Source organism: Pseudomonas sp. WPR_5_2, assembly GCF_003634475.1.
Taxonomy (GTDB): domain Bacteria; phylum Pseudomonadota; class Gammaproteobacteria; order Pseudomonadales; family Pseudomonadaceae; genus Aquipseudomonas; species Aquipseudomonas izuensis.
In genome coordinates this window covers 48,621-64,272 of the sequence record NZ_RBLA01000011.1, presented here as the reverse complement: position 1 = coordinate 64,272, position 15,652 = coordinate 48,621, and the positions used below count along the sequence as shown (strand labels likewise).

The following is a 15,652-nucleotide window of genomic DNA, read 5'->3' as shown; positions in this document are numbered from 1 at the left end:
AAAGCGCGCACCTTAGCTCAGATAGTTGGGGGCACGTATGAACTGACCTACCTGTAGCAGCAAAATAGGAATGTTCCTACAGGTGAAAAAGAATAGGCTTACGCGTCAACTAGGTTTTTTATATAAATGGTTAGCGGTTGGTTTAATTTGGTTGTGCTGTTAATGAATTATTTTGTATGTTTTTTATTATATGTTGATCGGGCTTTTTGGTTGGTGTTCAACGGCTTTGAAATCAACAGTTTTGTGAGTTCGGCTTGTTTCAATGGCTTGACCAAATAACCCAATAATGGAAGGTCATGAATGCTTGCCATATTTTCAAGTCCATCCAGTTCATCAGGCGTCAGGCTACTCAGTAGGATTGCCTGTTTGATCATCCCGTTGCGACTGGCGAATTTGACCAGATCAATTCCGGAAATATCGGGAAGGCATTGATCGCACAAAAGAATATCGAAAGGCTGTTCGGCACCAAGCATTTGTTGCAAAGCGCCCTGGGCGCAGTCGGTTGTGGTCAATCGGGTGAAGCCATAACTTTCGAGCAGGTATTGAGTGGCCCTTAGCTGAAACGGATGGTCTTCCACCAGCAAGATGCGCAGATTGTCTTTGATCATATTATTCACGCTTCTTTTATATAACAAAGTAGCCGTGATTGTTTCGCGTCGATACCGGGCAATCGATCAGTTCACTCGACATCAACTGTAGGGGGATTCAGCGAGTGTTGAATGCACTTGGTTTTTTAGTGGCTGATCGGCCATTACTGGCGGCGTAATGGTTGATCAGCCAGTGCTCCTCAGTGACTGGAGCGCCCCGTCATTTCCAGCGCCATGTCGCTGGCGTAGTTGTCCGTCATGCCGGCAATGAAGTCGATCATTCGCAAAAATGATGTGTGCAGCGCGCCGTTTGGATCGGGTGCGTTGTTGCCCAGCAGGTCGAGAATCCGCCGGCTCTTGAAAGATGGCGTCCGACCGTTGTGTTGCTCGAGCGCTGCGCCACAGAAGGCGTTGAGCAAGATTTCCAGGGTGGTGTAGGCGCCGATCTCGTGCAGGGTCTTGCGCTTGTCCTGGAAGATTTTCTTGCGCGCCATGTCTTTTGCGTTCAACACGCAACGTTTGGCCGGGCCGTGCATGTGCTCCACCAGATCGCCGGCCAGCGTGCCGGCCAGCAACGTGTCTTGCTGTTCGACAAAGGCGCGGGCCGCGGCATTGGTCAAGTGCTCGATGGCCTTGCCACGCAGGATGGCCAACTTGCGTCGGCGAGAATCCCCGGGACCGAGTTGCCGATAGGTTTCCGGTAGATCGTCGCCCACCAGATCCAGCAGCAGTGACTCGACTTCGGCATATTCCAGCAACGCCATTTCCAGGCCATCTTCGAGGTCGATCAGCGCGTAGCAGATGTCATCGGCGGCTTCCATCAGGTAAACCAGCGGGTGGCGTGCCCAGCGCTGTTCTTCGAGTTGCGGCAGGCCGAGTTTCTGGGCGATCTGTTCCAGAAGGGGCAGTTCGCTCTGGTAGCAGCCGAATTTGTGTTTCTTGTACCCCAGCGAGTCGGCATGCCTGGCCGTCCACGGGTACTTCAGATAAGTGCCGAGGGTGGCGTAGGTCAGCCGCGTGCCACCGTCGAACTGGTGATATTCCAATTGGGTCAGCACCCGGAAACCCTGGGCATTGCCTTCGAAATTGAGGAAGTCGTTGCGTTCGGCTTCGCTCATTGCATCGAGCCAGCCACGGCCGGCAGCTTGCTGGAACCAGTGACGAATCGCATCTTCGCCAGAGTGACCAAATGGGGGATTGCCGATGTCATGGGCCAGGCAAGCCGATTGCACCACCATCCCCAGGTCACTGGGTTCGCACCATTCAGGAAGGGCCCCGCGGATGGTTTCACCGACGCGCATGCCCAGCGAACGGCCGACGCAGCTGACTTCCAGCGAGTGAGTCAGCCGCGTGTGGATATGGTCATTGCTGGAAACCGGATGCACCTGGGTCTTGCGTCCCAGACGACGAAACGCCCCCGAGAAAATGATGCGGTCATGATCTTTGTGGAAAGGACTGCGGCCGAGTTCTTGCGGGCTGTGCAGAGGCTTTCCGAGGCGTTCGCGGGTAAGCAGGGTGTGCCAATCCAAGGCGGGTATCTCCGTCGGGTGAATTGAGTTCCTAGCTTCCCGGTTCGCACCGTGCCCTGCAAGGGGTACCAGGGGGTGTTCTCAATTAGTTTTCGCGCTGCGTCGGGGAACGCATTTCCCTTGTAGGAGCTGGCTTGCCAGCGAAAGGGGACTGTCAGCCAATATTGATATTGACTGTTCCGCCGTCTTCGCTGGCAAGCCAGTTCCTGCAAGTGCGCGTGTTATCCACAGGCTTGTGTATAGGCTCGTCCTAGAACCCGACCGCATCGATATCGATGAGCAACAAGCGCTCCCCCCTATCAAAAAACTGCCCGGCAGTAAGGCAGTACTGATTACTGGTGGCATCGCGATACGTGTTGGAGAGGGTCAACTGCCGTTCTTCCCAGCCCTGCGCGAGCAGGTGATAGAAGTACGGACGCCAGGACCAGTTATGACCCAGGTAGCGATTGTCGGCGACCCACGCGTTGTTACGCCATTCCAGGTTCGGCGTCAGTTGTGTGCCATGTCGGTCGCATTGATAGAAGCGCAACAGCCAGGGGAAGGCGTCGAGTTGAGGCAAGTCACTGAGCGGGGCGCGAGCCTGGGCCCAGGCTTGCAGGATCGCCATGAGTTCGCTGAGTTGCCGGCGCATGATCATCAGACGACCGCGCTCGGCCAGTTTCTGCTGAACATAGCGCTGACGCAGTTGTGCAAAGGGCTCAACGAAGGCATCGGTGGGAAAAAAGTCTTCTTGTGCGCCTGCGAACAAAAATCCCTGCACGTAGCGTGATCCGCACTCCAGCGCAAAATTGAGCTGCGCATCGGTTTCCACGCCCTCGGCGATAATCCAGCAACCGGTTTTCTCGGCCATTTGCGCCAGGGCCTTGACCACGTCACTGCTGGGACCGCCCAGTGCCGCTGCCTGGAATAAACGCATGTCGAGTTTGAGGATGTCCGGTTGCAGCGCCAGCACGCGATCGAGCTGGGAGTAGCCGGCACCGAAGTCATCGATGGCGATTCGCGCACCGGCTGACCGGTAACGCGTCACCACTTCGGCCAAGCGCTGGATATCGCCCCCCAGTTCGGTAATTTCGAAAACGATTCGCTGTGGATCGATACCGTACTTGCTCAGTTGACTGAGACTTGGCAGCGGCTGTTCAGGGCGTAATCGGCTGATCCAGCGCGGGGAAATATTCAGACTGAGAAACCAGTCCGAGGGCGCTTCATGCAGTCGGCTCAAGGCGTTGTCGCGCAGCTGGCGATCCAGGCGACGCAGTGCAGTGGCGTTGGTCCGTGGATCGGAAAACAGTGGTCCCACCGATGCCAATTGACCGTTGGCCTGACGCAATCGACCCAGCGCCTCGACACCTGCGATACGGCCGGTGGCGGTATCGATGAACGGCTGAAAGCAGGCGAGCGGTTGCCCATCGATCACAAATCCTCCTTGGTTGATCTTGTTTTTGGATAGGGCCTGGACACCGGGTAGGTACGCAGGATTGAACCCCTCGATCAAGAGGTTCATCCCACGGGTATTGCAAGAATGCAGCCAGATAGAAACGGCTCAGGGTTTGCGAGAGGAGCCTTGCATGACCAGCTTTATCAGTGGGCCCAGTGTGGTGCCGAGCTGAACCAGGCGGGTCAGGCTTGCGACCCCGCCATTTTTTGCGCCCTTGCCGGTCAGAAAACCCAGCAGGGTCACCGCTGCGACGCCCCAGAGTGGAGCGTGCTTGAGGCCGAGGCCTTCGTGCAGGTTTTGCGTCATGCCGCGAACACGCTGCAGGGGTTGCAGCAGTTGCGCGGATTCGTGGCGGATTTCCTGGCGATGCATTTCCATGCGCAGTCTGATCAGCGCCTTGCGCATTTCCGTGCGCGAACTGTTTTGAGGCAATTCAGGCAGATTCATGGCAACAGGCGCTCCCGATCATTTGCCAACTCTTCCAGCGTGCCGTGGAAGGGCGAGGACTCATCGAAAATCGCCGCTCTCAGGCGAATGCCGCAGAAGATCGCTGCCAGGGCGTAGAACAAGCAAAGCCCGATGATGGCCGCCAGGCGATAGGTGTCCCAAAACAGGATCAGCACCAGCGTGGACAACCCCACCAGCAACAGCAGGGCGAACACCAGCGCCAGGCCTGCAAACAGCAGCAGGCTGACGGTGCGCGCCTTTTGTTCCTGCAGTTCGATGCCGAACAGTTCGACATGGCTGTGCAGTAATCCAAGAACGGCGGCACCCAGGCGCCGCGATGAGGAACTTGCGCCTGTCGTGGACGCGCCGATTTCGTCGATCGCCATCATTAGCGCCGGGTTGCCAGCAGGCCGATCAGGAAACCCACACCGGCGGCGATCCCGACCGATTGCCATGGGTTGGCCTGGACATAATCCTCGGTGGCGGTCACGGCAGCCTTGCCGCGTTCGCGCAGGGAGTCTTCGGTCAGTTTCAAGGTTTCCCGTGCACGCAGCAGTGTGTCGTGGATCTGCTCGCGCAATTCATCGGCCTGGTCACCGGCCAGGGAAGCGGTGTGTTCCAGCAGCCTTTCGGTGTCGTTGACCAGTGTCTGAAAGTCATTCATCAGGATTTCTTGAGCAGTCTTTGCCTTGATGCTGGCCATTGGTGATCTCCATAAGTGGCGTCTGAAACGTTCGAGTATGAGCCTTGTACGAAGGTTCAGTACAAATGACTGGTACAACTTTTGCTGTGTGCTGGTGCGCCAGCCTGCGCGGATGCGCTGTTGCCGGGCATGATTTACGTAAACCATAACTCAAACAATCAAAACCCGAGCAAATGTCCCCGATCATGATCGACTTCGGCGAATGCTGTGCGCCAAAGCGGTTCATCGGGCGTGGCGCTCTCCATTGGAGGCGACACATCTTGGTGCATGGATTGCCCGCACGAACTGCTTTGGTGCCTTTTTCAGCCTTAAGGTCTGCCTAATCCATGGAAAATCTGCAAAGCGCTGTGGACAGTCTGCTCCATAGTTCCAACACGCTGTTCATCCTGATCGGTGCGGTGATGGTGCTGGCCATGCACGCCGGTTTCGCCTTTCTTGAAGTCGGTACGGTCCGACAAAAAAACCAGGTTAACGCGCTGTCGAAGATCCTCAGCGACTTCGCGGTTTCAACCCTGGCTTACTTCTTTATAGGCTATTGGATTTCGTATGGGGTCAACTTCATGCAGCCGGCTGCGGTGATCAATGCCGATCACGGTTATGGGCTGGTGAAGTTTTTCTTTTTACTGACGTTTGCCGCGGCGATCCCGGCGATCATTTCCGGTGGTATCGCAGAGCGTGCGCGATTCGTACCGCAACTGTGCGCGACGGCTCTGATCGTGGCGTTCGTCTATCCCTTCTTCGAAGGCATGGTCTGGAACGGCAACTTTGGCTTGCAAGCCCGGTTGCTGGAGCACTTTGGTGCCGGCTTCCATGATTTTGCCGGCTCCGTGGTAGTTCATGCCATGGGCGGCTGGCTGGCGCTGGCGGCGGTCCTGTTGCTCGGGCCACGCAATGGTCGTTACCGCGAAGGGCGCCTGGTGGCTTTCGCGCCATCGAGCATTCCGTTTCTGGCGTTGGGGTCGTGGATCCTGATCGTCGGCTGGTTCGGATTCAACGTGATGAGCGCGCAAACCCTGCAAGGGGTCAGCGGGCTGGTGGCGGTGAACTCGCTGATGGCCATGGTCGGTGGCACGGTGGCGGCCTTGATTGTCGGGCGCAATGACCCGGGCTTTCTGCACAACGGTCCGCTGGCCGGGCTGGTGGCGATCTGTGCCGGCTCGGACTTGATGCACCCCGTGGGCGCCTTGGCGACCGGGGCCGTTGCCGGGGCACTGTTTGTCTGGTGCTTTACCGCCGCTCAGGTCAAATGGCGGATCGACGATGTGCTGGGTGTCTGGCCGCTGCATGGACTGTGTGGCGTGTGGGGGGGAATTGCCTGCGGTATCTTCGGCCAGAGCGCGCTGGGAGGGCTGGGCGGGGTGAGCCTGATCAGCCAGTTGATCGGTACGGCACTGGGTGTGCTGGTGGCACTGGCCGGCGGCTTCGCGGTGTACGGTGCGATCAAGGCGCTCCATGGTCTGCGCCTGAGTCAGGAAGAAGAGTATTACGGGGCGGATTTGTCGGTGCACAAGATCGGCGCGGTCAGCCAGGACTGAGTGGTGGCCTGTCCCTGCTGCTCATTGCCGGTTTTGACGCGCCCGGGCGCTCGACGGTTTTTCGGGGCAGGCCTAGAATAGGCACTCAAATTTTTCGGTTGAGCGCTCATGCTTCCTGAATGTCAGCTGTTCGGCACCTTGGGGTGCCATCTGTGTGAAGTGGCCGAAGCCATGCTGATGGAATTTGTCGAGCGTGGCCTGCTGGTGGAGCTGGTGGACATCGCTGACGACGAATCATGGTTCGCAGCCTACAGCCTGCGTATTCCTGTATTGCGCCGGGTCGATACGGGCGCCGAGCTGGGCTGGCCGTTCAGCGCCGACGAAGTAGTGACCTTTCTGCGTTAAATTTTTGTGAGGGTGGGGCACCCGCCGGTCGAACTTTACGATTGATCCCTTGGCTTAAAGACGGCGATTCGGATACTGTATGCGCATACAGTTATTCGGGTTGCTGCATCGCGGTCCCTGGGAACAGGGTGGTGCAGCCATATCCGGGGTGAGAGGGATGAATCGTGGTCAATGTCGAACAATTGAAGAGCAGCGTAAACCGTATGTCGGTGGACGTGGTCCGCGAGGCTGTCCTCGAATTGCGTCTGGACGGCCTGGTAACGGAAGGCAAAACACCTTTCAACAAACTGCACTTCAATACCTGTTTCGCTGAAATCGAAGCGTTGTTTCAGCGCGCAGGCTACCACCGGCAACTGGACGTCGTGGGTTATCAAGGTTTGTTGTATGCACTGTACGACCCAGTTCGCTGGGAGGCGGTCGATGTGTTGCGCTGGCTCAAGGAGTACACCGAAGCGGCGGCGCGCACGCAGATACCGGCCTGAGGATTCTTCGCTAGGTTCGTTCCCGGTGCTGTTGGATAATGCCGCTCTGTATCGAGGGTTAGAGTTTTCGTATGTCCAGTTCACCTTTTTCCGCTGCACACAACCAGGCCAGTACGCTCTACTTGCCACCTGGTGCGTGGGCGACCGTTTTCGATTGCCTGTGCGAGCATTTCAGCGCCATCGGTCGTGAACAGTGGCTGGACCGAATCGCCCGGGGCCGCGTTCTCGATGGGCACGGCACGCCGATCGCCCTCGATTTGCCTTACAAGGAAGGCCTGCGCATTCACTATTTTCGCGAAGTGCCGGACGAAAAACCGATCCCGGTGATCGAGTCGATCCTCTACGCGGACGCGCATCTGGTGGTGGCGGACAAGCCGCACTTTCTACCCGTGACGCCAGCGGGTGAATATGTCGAGCAAACCTTGCTGAGACGGTTGATCCGTCGTCTGGACAACCCGCACCTGGTGCCGTTGCATCGTATAGACCGGCATACGGCGGGGCTGGTGTTGTTTTCCGCCAACCCTCAAAGTCGCTCGGCTTATCAATCGCTGTTTCCTTCGCGCCAGATCGAAAAACGCTACGAGGCCATTGCCCCGGCGTTGCCTGAGCTCTCGTTCCCATTGGTTCATAAAAGCCGGCTCATCGATGGCGAGCCTTTCTTCCGCATGCAGGAAGGACCGGGTGCCAGCAATACTGAAACGGCTGTCGAAGTCAGGGAAAGGAACGGTGATCTCTGGCGCTATGGCCTTTATCCGGTGACGGGCAAGAAACATCAGCTGCGGGTACATATGACCGCGTTAGGCGCGAGCATTTGCAACGACCCGTTCTATCCTCAGGTACTCAAGGATATCGAGGATGACTACGCCAATCCCTTGAAGCTGTTGGCCCAAGGCCTGAAATTTGTGGACCCGGTCACGGGGCAGGAAAGAGAGTTCGAGAGCACGATCACCCTGCAATGGTGATCAAGTGTTTTAAAATCCGATTCAGTGCGTTGATTGGAAAATTCGAATTAATGGGCGGGTTTGCAGTCATTTGAACAGGCCCCACGAACGTGGCATTCAGTGACCCTCGGTACAGCAGCCAGATCGTGCGGCCCGAAACCTTCCATGCAAGGAGATACCAATGAGACGTACCGTTTTCGCCGGGATGTTCATTTGCGCTGTAATGTTGGCCTCTCCCGTATTCGCCGCAGACCACGACCTTTGCACCATCAAGCTCCAGGAACTCAAGAACAAGGTTTCCAGCCTGCCGGCCACGTCCGAAAATACCGCCATGGAAATCAGGCGGATGCAGGCCAGCGCGGAATCGGCTCGAGCGGCCGACGATGACAGGAAGTGCATCACCGAAGCCACGCAAGCGCTGGCCCGGGTAGATCAACTGACCAATGAGCCAAACCCTTGACGAACAGGCTTGGTTTCCGGATTTAAGAAAAGCAAATGCCCCGACAAGTCGGGGCATTTCTGTATCCGGTAGTCGCCGCGTAGATTACAACTCTTTAACGGTGCGAACCTGATCCTTGTTGATGCGGGTCTGTTTGCCATCCAGCTGCTCGAATTCGTAGAAGCCCGAATCCTTGTCATAGTGTGGCGTGTCGACGGCCTGGATTTCGCGACCGTCATTCAAGGTGATCACTGTAGGCGAGGCGCAACCGGCGAGGGTCGTGAGGCCCAGAGCGAGCATGAAAGTGGCCAGGGTCCGTTGAGTCATGGGTGTGTCTCCGAAATTGAATACTTTTGGTTACTGAACTTGAGACGTATACGGCGTGTGCAAGTTCCTCGGGTGCTGTCAGTCTGACACAGTGCCGTGCGTGCTTAACAGTTCCGGCGTGTTGAGGTTGGCCAGGCGCGGGTCGTTGTCAGGACACTGTAGCGCGGTTGCGCCCAGTTTGCGCATGAGTCGCCCCGGGCTACGCTCGCCGTCGCTCCAGGCGCGTTCGAAATCACCGCGAAGTGCCACGGGAATGACGCACAGCAGAGGTTCCCAATGCTCGTCATGGCGCAGCATCAACGGTTTGTCGGGATGTTGGCTCGCCGTTTCGCGCATGCTGGCGAGCAGCGCTTCATCGATGCGCGGTACATCGCAAGGCAAGACCAGCAGATGCGGGTGGCGAGCCGCTTTCAGGCCGGCGCGAATGCCGGCCAATGGCCCCGGAAAATCGCCTTCATCGTCATGAACCAGTTGGTCGGCGTAGGGCGCGTACTTTTCCAGATTGCGGTTGCAGGAAATGATCAGGTCATCGCTCAGCGGGCGCGTCTTGCGATGCAGGTGTGCAATCAGCGGTTCGCCGTGCCATTGCACCAACCCCTTGTCCTTACCGCCCATGCGTTGGCCGCGACCGCCTGCCAGGAGGAGAATGGAGCAGGGTGGTAAATCCGGATTCGAGGTCATGGCGAGTCTCCATGGGGGCGGCGAAAAAATGGGGCGCTGTGATATAACACCGGGCTGTTTCTCCTACAACTGGATGAGCCTATGAAAGCCAAGGCTGATGTACCTTTCGCCCCGCTCAACATTGCGGTGCTGACGGTCAGCGACACCCGAACCCTGGAAACCGATACCTCAGGCCAGGTCTTTGTCGACCGCTTGACCGCCGCCGGCCACAACCTGGCCTCCCGGGTGTTGCTCAAAGATGATCTCTACAAAATTCGCGCGCAAGTGGCCAACTGGATTGCCGACGATGTCGTACAGGTGGTGCTGATCACTGGCGGCACCGGTTTCACTGGACGCGATAGTACGCCGGAAGCAGTGAGTTGCCTGCTCGATAAGCAAGTCGATGGATTCGGTGAGTTGTTCCGGCAGATTTCGGTGGCGGACATCGGCACATCGACCGTTCAATCCCGCGCGCTGGCGGGTCTGGCCAATGGCACGCTGGTCTGCTGTTTGCCGGGATCGACCAATGCCGTACGCACCGGTTGGGATGGCATTCTTGCCGAGCAGCTGGATTCACGGCATCGCCCCTGCAATTTCGTGCCTCATCTGAAACAGGCGGCTCCCTGTGAATCCCGCGGGTAAGCCGGGCAAGTCCGGCAGCCTGATGCCGGTCGAGGTGGCGCTCGCACGTTTGCTGGAAATGGCTGACGCCTCGAGAATTGTCGAACGCGAGCGCTTGCCGTTGGCGCGGGTCGAGGGGCGAGTGCTGGCCGATGATCTGGTGTCGACGCTTGATCTGCCGCCATGGCCCAACAGCGCCATGGACGGTTATGCCTTGCGTGCAGCCGACTGGACGGGAGAACCCCTGGTCGTCAGCCAGAAGGTTTTTGCCGGGCAGGCACCTGATGCCTTGATGCCGGGCACCTGTGCACGAATCTTCACCGGGGCGCCTGTTCCCGCCGGCGCCGATTGTGTCGAGATGCAGGAAAATGCCGACGTACAGGCGGATGAGCGAGTGCGCTTCACCGAAACCCTGACCCCTGGACAAAACATCCGTGCACAAGGCCAGGAAACCACGGTGGGTGAACTGATTCTGCCGGCGGGTACGCGTTTGGGGCCGATTGAGCAGGGGCTGGCTGCCTCGCTCGGTTGCGCCGAGCTGGACGTCATTCGCAAGGTGCGCGTTGCGGTGCTGTCGACCGGGGATGAATTGGTCGAACCGGGTCAGGCGCTTGGGCCAGGGCAGATCTATAACAGCAATCGTGTTTTGCTCTGCAGTTGGTTGCAGCGGATGGGCTGTGAGGTGATCGACGCCGGCATTCTTCCCGATGATCTGGTCACCACGCGGGCCCGCCTCGGTGAATTGAAGGATGTCGATCTGATCCTTTCTACCGGTGGCGTATCGGTGGGCGAGGCAGATTTTCTGGGCATTGCCTTGCGCGAAGAGGGTGAGTTGAGTTTGTGGAAGCTTGCCATCAAACCTGGCAAACCGCTGACGTTCGGGCATTTTCGCGGCGTACCGGTCATTGGCTTGCCGGGCAATCCGGCATCCACCCTGGTGACATTTGCCTTGCTGGCCAGGCCTTATCTCTTGCGTCTTCAGGGCGTCAAACAGGTGGAGCCGCTGAAGGTGCAGGTGCCAGCAGGGTTTGACTGGCCCATCGCCGGCAATCGACGTGAGTACTTGCGCGCTCGTCTGGAAAATGGTCGGGCAATCATTTACAAAAATCAGAGTTCCGGGGTGTTACGCAGCGCCGCCTGGGCTGATGGACTGGTCGAAGTGCCGGAGCATCGCACCCTGACTGCAGGTGATTCCGTCTATTTCATTGCGCTGAGTGAAGTACTGAGCTGACCTTGGCAACTGTCCTGCCGTGCAAGCCCGGTTGATCTGACCGGGTTTGGCGTCAAGACGAATCAATGCGCCAGGAGCAGTGTCACGAGCTGATCGAAGCGACTGTTGGCGACCCAGCCGAGCAGGCCGAGCACTACGACTGTTCCGCCAGCGGAATAGGCAAGCCGGTGTTTGATGGACTTTACGTCACTGCGAACTTCTTCCATTTCTCTTCGCATGTTGTTGAGGTGTCTTTCCAGCTCAATGACACGAGGCTCCATATCAACTTCTCCAGTGGGTTTCGCAGCTTGCTGACGGGGCCGTTTCTCTGCGAGCGTTACGCCCGGAATCCCCGGCAACTTCAGGTCGTGGTGTTGCATGGCACATCCTTGTGATTGTCTTGCGGATAACTGAAAAAACTGGACACCAAACTGTACCAATCACACTGATTGGTCAATTGAGCCGATTCCTCACGATTTGTAAGAAATATCCCGTCATGCAGGACGCAAGATGGCCCGCCTGAAAAAAACATCATTTTTTTGCGACTTTTAAGGTAATCGACGCGGTCAACATCTCCCATACGCTATTCATACCGGGGAGTGACATCTATGAGCGATCGCAAGGCGCTGTTGATTCTGCATGGCAAGCAGGCGCTCAACGAAGCAGTTCGCGCTGCCGTCGAAAGCCGTCGCGAAAAAGGTTGGGAGCTGGCCGTCAGGCTGACATGGGAAGCCGGCGACGCGCAGCGGCTGGTGGATGAAGCACTGGCGGCAGGGTACAGGCAGATTGTTGCCGGTGGTGGTGACGGAACCTTGCGCGATATTGCCCAAGCCATGGCAGCACAGTCGACACAGGCCAGTCTGGTACTGATGCCGCTGGGCACCGCCAACGATTTTGCACGCGCCGCCGGTGTTCCGCTGGAACCTGCTCAGGCTCTGGACTTATTGGACATGAAGCCGAGTGCCATTGATCTGGGGGAGGTCGGTGGGCAGGTTTTTCTGAACATGGCCACAGGCGGCTTTGGCAGTCAGGTCACGGCCAATACCTCCGAGGACTTGAAAAAGGTACTCGGCGGCGCGGCTTACCTGTTCACTGGCTTGTCACGCTTCAGTGAGCTGCACGCGGCGTATGGCGAGTTGCAGGGGCCGGGTTTTCACTGGAGTGGGGACCTGTTGGCGCTGGGCATCGGTAATGGTCGGCAGGCGGGTGGGGGTCATGAATTATGCCCGCAGGCGCTGGCGGATGATGGTTTGCTCGATATCAGCATCTTGCCAGCCCCGCAGGAAGTGGTCGACACCTTGAAAAACCTGCTGGCCGATGGTTTCGGCATCGACAACATGTTCGTGAGAGCCCGCTTGCCATGGGTCGAGATCAAGGCTTCGGAAGGCCTCTGTATCAATCTCGATGGCGAACCGCTCGAGGGTGACTGTCTGCGCTTTTCGACACGGCCGGCGGCACTTCGGGTGCACTTGCCTGAAGGCTCGCCGCTGTTGAGTGCGTCGCAGCCTGTCAGTCATCCAGGCTGATGATCTGCTCGCGCACGGCGAACAGCACCAGGCCAGCCACGTCAAAAATCTGCAAGCGCTTCATGATCTGCGAGCGGTGGGTTTCAACGGTCTTGACGCTCAGGCCCAGGCCGTTGGCTATTTCGCGGGTGGATTTTCCCCGAACAATCAACCGCAGAATCTCCAGTTGACGGGCCGTCAGGTTGTGCGAGTCGGCAGGTTCGGGGTTTTTCTGGTTCCGGGTCAGTGCCTGGGTGATGACGGTATGGGCAATGGCCGGGCTCAGGTAGCGTTCGTTGTTACGCAAGGCTTCCAGGGCATGCGCCAGTTCGGTGGCCGTGGTGTCCTTGAGCAGGTAGCCGTGAGCCCCGGATTCCAGCGCTCGCATGATGAGGGCCGGATCGGTGTGCATCGACAGGATCAATACCTTGCTCTGCGGGCGGACTCGCTTGAGTTGCTGCAAGGCATCAAGGCCGCCGGTCTGCTTCATGGATATATCCAGCAATACGATATCCGGGGACAGATGCTCGACCATGGCCAGCAGCTGTGAGCCGTCATCGGCCTCGCCGATGACCGCATAGCCAGGAAGGTCCAGCACCAGGGCGCGCACGCCAGCCCTGATCAGCGAGTGGTCATCCACCAGGAGTAAGTTACAAGTCAATGCATAACCTTATTTGTACTGGCTCGTTCGAGCGAGCGTGGTGCCCAGGGGAAGAGCGCTTCGATTTGAGTGCCTTTGCCCGGTTCGCTGGTCACGGTCAATGTGCCGCCCAGTTGACTGATCCGCTCCGACATCCCGGCCATGCCACGCTGGCCTTCTCGACCCGGGTCGGTGGCCGGGGCGAATCCCTGGCCGTCGTCACTGATCGATAATGACAGGCCCTGGGGCAAACGCTGCAGGCAAACCAGCAGATTCTTTGCCTGGGCATGCCGCAGTATGTTGGTGACCGCTTCCTGGGTAATGCGATAGGCCGCCACGGCCATTTCTTCCGGAATCCCCGTCAGGCGTTGGTGGCATTCCAGGCTCCAGTGCACGGAGGTATTGGCCAGCGTCTTGAGCAGGTGTGCCCGCAGGCTGGCTTCCAGTCCGAGACTGGTCAGCTGCCGGGGGTTCAGGATGGCTGACACGTCGCGGACTTTGGCGAGGGTTTCTTCCAGGGTGTCGCAAAGTACGGAGCATTGCCCCTGAAGTTCTTCCGGCATCCGGCGCTTGAGCCAGTCACTTTGAAGTTTGGCGGCGGTGAGCAACTGGCCGATGTCGTCATGCAGTTCCCGGCTGAGCCGGTGGCGTTCGTTTTCCTGGACCTGGAGCAGACGGTCGGCGAGTTCCTGGGGTTGGAACTTGATCGACTTGCGCGACAGGCGATATTGCACCCAGACACAACCCAAGGCAGCCATGTTGAGCACCAGCAGACCCAGCGGCAGATGAGTGGAAAGAAAATAGATCAGCAGGCTGCCAAGGGTGGAGCAGGCACATAGCAAAAGCGTGAACCGACGCGCGTTTTCTCGGGAGGGTGGCCACGTGGCAATTGACTTGAGGCTGGCGTACATAGCGGATGGAGCCAATGGATGTTCGCTGCGGGCAGACCGGCCATGTTGATTGACGGGTCTCTGTTTTGTAATGTTGTACAACAACTTCAACGGTGCATAGTTTCTGTATAAGAAAATTCAGCCTGGAACTTGGTCAGGCTACAGCCGTGGCAATCATATTGCCATTAATTGACGTCAACTAATGGGCGGCATAATACCACTTAAGATACCGTTGGTCGCGCATGCGATATATGTCCTGGGCGTCAGGAGGCAAGGTGTTGCGCAGGTGAGTTCCACATTGGAAAGTGTGGTTATCGTTGTCGGAGGGGGGCGTTTATCAATGGATATTGTCTTTTGACGTCAGGCAAAACCCTAGTCGGGACAGACACGCCATTGCCGGAAAGAATAGTTATTTTATTTGCCGCTGTCGTTAATGGGTATGCAGTATTCAATTGCGACATGTGCGCGCTCAAGTTACTGCACAGTCATGACAATTAAGTGTGTAGCGCGACACGACTCCGTGGATCTAAGCCTGCCGCTCCAGGTAGGGAACGAGTGCGAACGGTTTGGAATTAACCGGTGGTTGAAACTGACTTTGGCCGACCTGGAAGGCAAAGGCCTCGATCAGGGTCGTCTGTTCGGTTTCATCGAGACTCAGTTGGCCGGTTTTCTGGTCGATCAGTTCAAGTTGCCAGGCAATCAATGTCAGGCAGTCTTTCAACGCACCCAGGGCCTCGTCGTGCAGTGCCATGTGATTTTGCGCGTGGTTGAGCAAGCCATGAATGTGCAGCGAGAACTCTGAAACCGCCGCCAGTGCGAGGGCGTCCGCCTTGCTGGCGAGTTTGAGCAGCGTGCTGAGCATGCAGTCGATGGCGTCCTTGTCATTGCTGATCAGTTGCAGATGGCTCAGGCATTCTTCGGTTTTGGCCAGGAGTGATTCGGCTTCGACGAGAAATTCCGGGACCCGCTTTGCCCACTCTTTACGATTGTTCGGCATGCTTATCTCCACAACGTCATGACTAATGAGGGGATGTCGTGCGTGTCGACGGGGACAATGGCTGTCCCGACGTAACCGTTTCGTCGTGAGATCGCATTCCGGCCGGCTTGAACACAGGCGGGGAAACTACTTGAGAGGGTGGCTGGCCACTGACCTGCGATCGCACACAAAAGCCTGACTCCATTCATGCAATGAGAATGGCGTCACATTAATGGCTATTGGATATTGCGAATATCAGGTTGTGGCTGATTGTTGCTAGGGGAATCCCTTATGCGACGGAACCTTGGGCGAAAATAACGGTCGCCGCGCAGTGCATGCAGCAGATCAAATCATAGCGCCAGTAAACCATGATGTTAATG

Annotated in this window: 20 protein-coding genes; 8 read left to right on the top strand and 12 right to left on the bottom strand. The window is 57.5% G+C overall.

From position 1 onward, the window contains the following. Nucleotides 1–167: 167 nt before the first annotated feature. The 6 genes from BJ917_RS29625 to BJ917_RS29600 all read right to left on the bottom strand — a co-directional run bounded on the left by BJ917_RS29625 (nt 168) and on the right by BJ917_RS29600 (nt 4,701). Entirely contained in the window at nt 168–608 is a 441-nt protein-coding gene (locus BJ917_RS29625; RefSeq protein ID WP_096509785.1) for a response regulator, read from the bottom strand. Nucleotides 609–787: 179 nt separating this feature from the next. Continuing rightward, nucleotides 788–2,116, bottom strand: a complete 1,329-nt coding sequence (locus BJ917_RS29620) for a deoxyguanosinetriphosphate triphosphohydrolase (protein WP_096509786.1) — start codon at nt 2,114–2,116, stop codon at nt 788–790. Nucleotides 2,117–2,366: 250 nt separating this feature from the next. Then, nucleotides 2,367–3,530 carry an EAL domain-containing protein gene (locus tag BJ917_RS29615; protein WP_096509787.1) on the bottom strand — a complete coding sequence of 388 codons (1,164 nt, stop codon included), beginning with the start codon at nt 3,528–3,530 and terminating at the stop codon, nt 2,367–2,369. 126 nt (nt 3,531–3,656) lie between these two features. After that, entirely contained in the window at nt 3,657–3,998 is a 342-nt protein-coding gene (locus BJ917_RS29610) for a hypothetical protein (protein ID WP_096509788.1), read from the bottom strand. Then, nucleotides 3,995–4,384 (bottom strand): phage holin family protein, encoded by a 390-nt coding sequence (locus BJ917_RS29605; RefSeq protein WP_096509789.1) that lies wholly within the window; start codon nt 4,382–4,384, stop codon nt 3,995–3,997. Before BJ917_RS29605 ends, BJ917_RS29610 begins: the two co-directional genes overlap by 4 nt. A 2-nt stretch (nt 4,385–4,386) precedes the next feature. Continuing rightward, nucleotides 4,387–4,701 carry a YqjD family protein gene (locus tag BJ917_RS29600; protein WP_121105859.1) on the bottom strand — a complete coding sequence of 105 codons (315 nt, stop codon included), beginning with the start codon at nt 4,699–4,701 and terminating at the stop codon, nt 4,387–4,389. 326 nt (nt 4,702–5,027) lie between these two features. Between BJ917_RS29600 and BJ917_RS29595 the strand changes: the two genes are divergently transcribed. The 5 genes from BJ917_RS29595 (at nt 5,028) to BJ917_RS29575 (ending at nt 8,464) form a co-directional block, all read left to right on the top strand. Beyond that, a complete protein-coding gene (locus tag BJ917_RS29595) occupies nt 5,028–6,236 on the top strand; it encodes an ammonium transporter (RefSeq protein ID WP_121105857.1) in 1,209 nt (402 codons plus the stop codon). A 108-nt stretch (nt 6,237–6,344) separates the two neighbouring features. Then, nucleotides 6,345–6,581, top strand: a complete 237-nt coding sequence (locus BJ917_RS29590) for a glutaredoxin family protein (RefSeq protein WP_096509792.1) — start codon at nt 6,345–6,347, stop codon at nt 6,579–6,581. 164 nt (nt 6,582–6,745) lie between these two features. Then, on the top strand, nt 6,746–7,063 hold the full coding sequence (locus BJ917_RS29585; RefSeq protein ID WP_096509793.1) for a transcriptional regulator: 318 nt from the start codon (nt 6,746–6,748) through the stop codon (nt 7,061–7,063). Nucleotides 7,064–7,134: 71 nt separating this feature from the next. Beyond that, complete coding sequence (locus BJ917_RS29580; protein ID WP_121105855.1) at nt 7,135–8,025, top strand: pseudouridine synthase; 891 nt, start codon at nt 7,135–7,137, stop codon at nt 8,023–8,025. Nucleotides 8,026–8,185: 160 nt separating this feature from the next. Further along, complete coding sequence (locus tag BJ917_RS29575; RefSeq protein WP_096509795.1) at nt 8,186–8,464, top strand: hypothetical protein; 279 nt, start codon at nt 8,186–8,188, stop codon at nt 8,462–8,464. Nucleotides 8,465–8,548: 84 nt separating this feature from the next. Here the strand turns inward: BJ917_RS29575 and BJ917_RS29570 are convergent, their stop codons facing one another. Together BJ917_RS29570 and mobA are read right to left on the bottom strand one after the other, a co-directional pair. Next, nucleotides 8,549–8,770 carry a YgdI/YgdR family lipoprotein gene (locus tag BJ917_RS29570; protein ID WP_096509796.1) on the bottom strand — a complete coding sequence of 74 codons (222 nt, stop codon included), beginning with the start codon at nt 8,768–8,770 and terminating at the stop codon, nt 8,549–8,551. 78 nt (nt 8,771–8,848) lie between these two features. Next, entirely contained in the window at nt 8,849–9,451 is a 603-nt protein-coding gene (gene mobA, locus BJ917_RS29565; RefSeq protein WP_121105853.1) for a molybdenum cofactor guanylyltransferase MobA, read from the bottom strand. Nucleotides 9,452–9,532: 81 nt separating this feature from the next. On the opposite strand from mobA, the gene moaB reads away from it, so the two are divergent. Both moaB and glp read left to right on the top strand, forming a co-directional pair. Then, on the top strand, nt 9,533–10,072 hold the full coding sequence (moaB, locus tag BJ917_RS29560; RefSeq protein ID WP_096509798.1) for a molybdenum cofactor biosynthesis protein B: 540 nt from the start codon (nt 9,533–9,535) through the stop codon (nt 10,070–10,072). Further along, complete coding sequence (gene glp / locus BJ917_RS29555) at nt 10,056–11,282, top strand: gephyrin-like molybdotransferase Glp (protein ID WP_121105851.1); 1,227 nt, start codon at nt 10,056–10,058, stop codon at nt 11,280–11,282. The genes moaB and glp overlap by 17 nt, the downstream gene beginning before the upstream one ends. Nucleotides 11,283–11,344: 62 nt before the next feature. Here the strand turns inward: glp and BJ917_RS29550 are convergent, their stop codons facing one another. Further along, nucleotides 11,345–11,641 (bottom strand): hypothetical protein, encoded by a 297-nt coding sequence (locus BJ917_RS29550; RefSeq protein ID WP_096509800.1) that lies wholly within the window; start codon nt 11,639–11,641, stop codon nt 11,345–11,347. 228 nt (nt 11,642–11,869) lie between these two features. Between BJ917_RS29550 and yegS the strand changes: the two genes are divergently transcribed. Then, nucleotides 11,870–12,787, top strand: coding sequence for a lipid kinase YegS (gene yegS / locus BJ917_RS29545; RefSeq protein WP_096509801.1), 918 nt, complete (start codon nt 11,870–11,872; stop codon nt 12,785–12,787). Here yegS and BJ917_RS29540 read toward each other — a convergent pair. The 3 genes from BJ917_RS29540 to BJ917_RS29530 form a co-directional block, all read right to left on the bottom strand. Beyond that, complete coding sequence (locus BJ917_RS29540) at nt 12,771–13,427, bottom strand: response regulator transcription factor (RefSeq protein ID WP_096509802.1); 657 nt, start codon at nt 13,425–13,427, stop codon at nt 12,771–12,773. The genes yegS and BJ917_RS29540 overlap by 17 nt on opposite strands. Continuing rightward, nucleotides 13,424–14,317, bottom strand: a complete 894-nt coding sequence (locus tag BJ917_RS29535) for a sensor histidine kinase (protein WP_121105849.1) — start codon at nt 14,315–14,317, stop codon at nt 13,424–13,426. Before BJ917_RS29535 ends, BJ917_RS29540 begins: the two co-directional genes overlap by 4 nt. A gap of 505 nt (nt 14,318–14,822) precedes the next feature. Beyond that, a complete protein-coding gene (locus BJ917_RS29530) occupies nt 14,823–15,293 on the bottom strand; it encodes a hypothetical protein (RefSeq protein ID WP_096509804.1) in 471 nt (156 codons plus the stop codon). Nucleotides 15,294–15,652 lie beyond the last annotated feature (359 nt).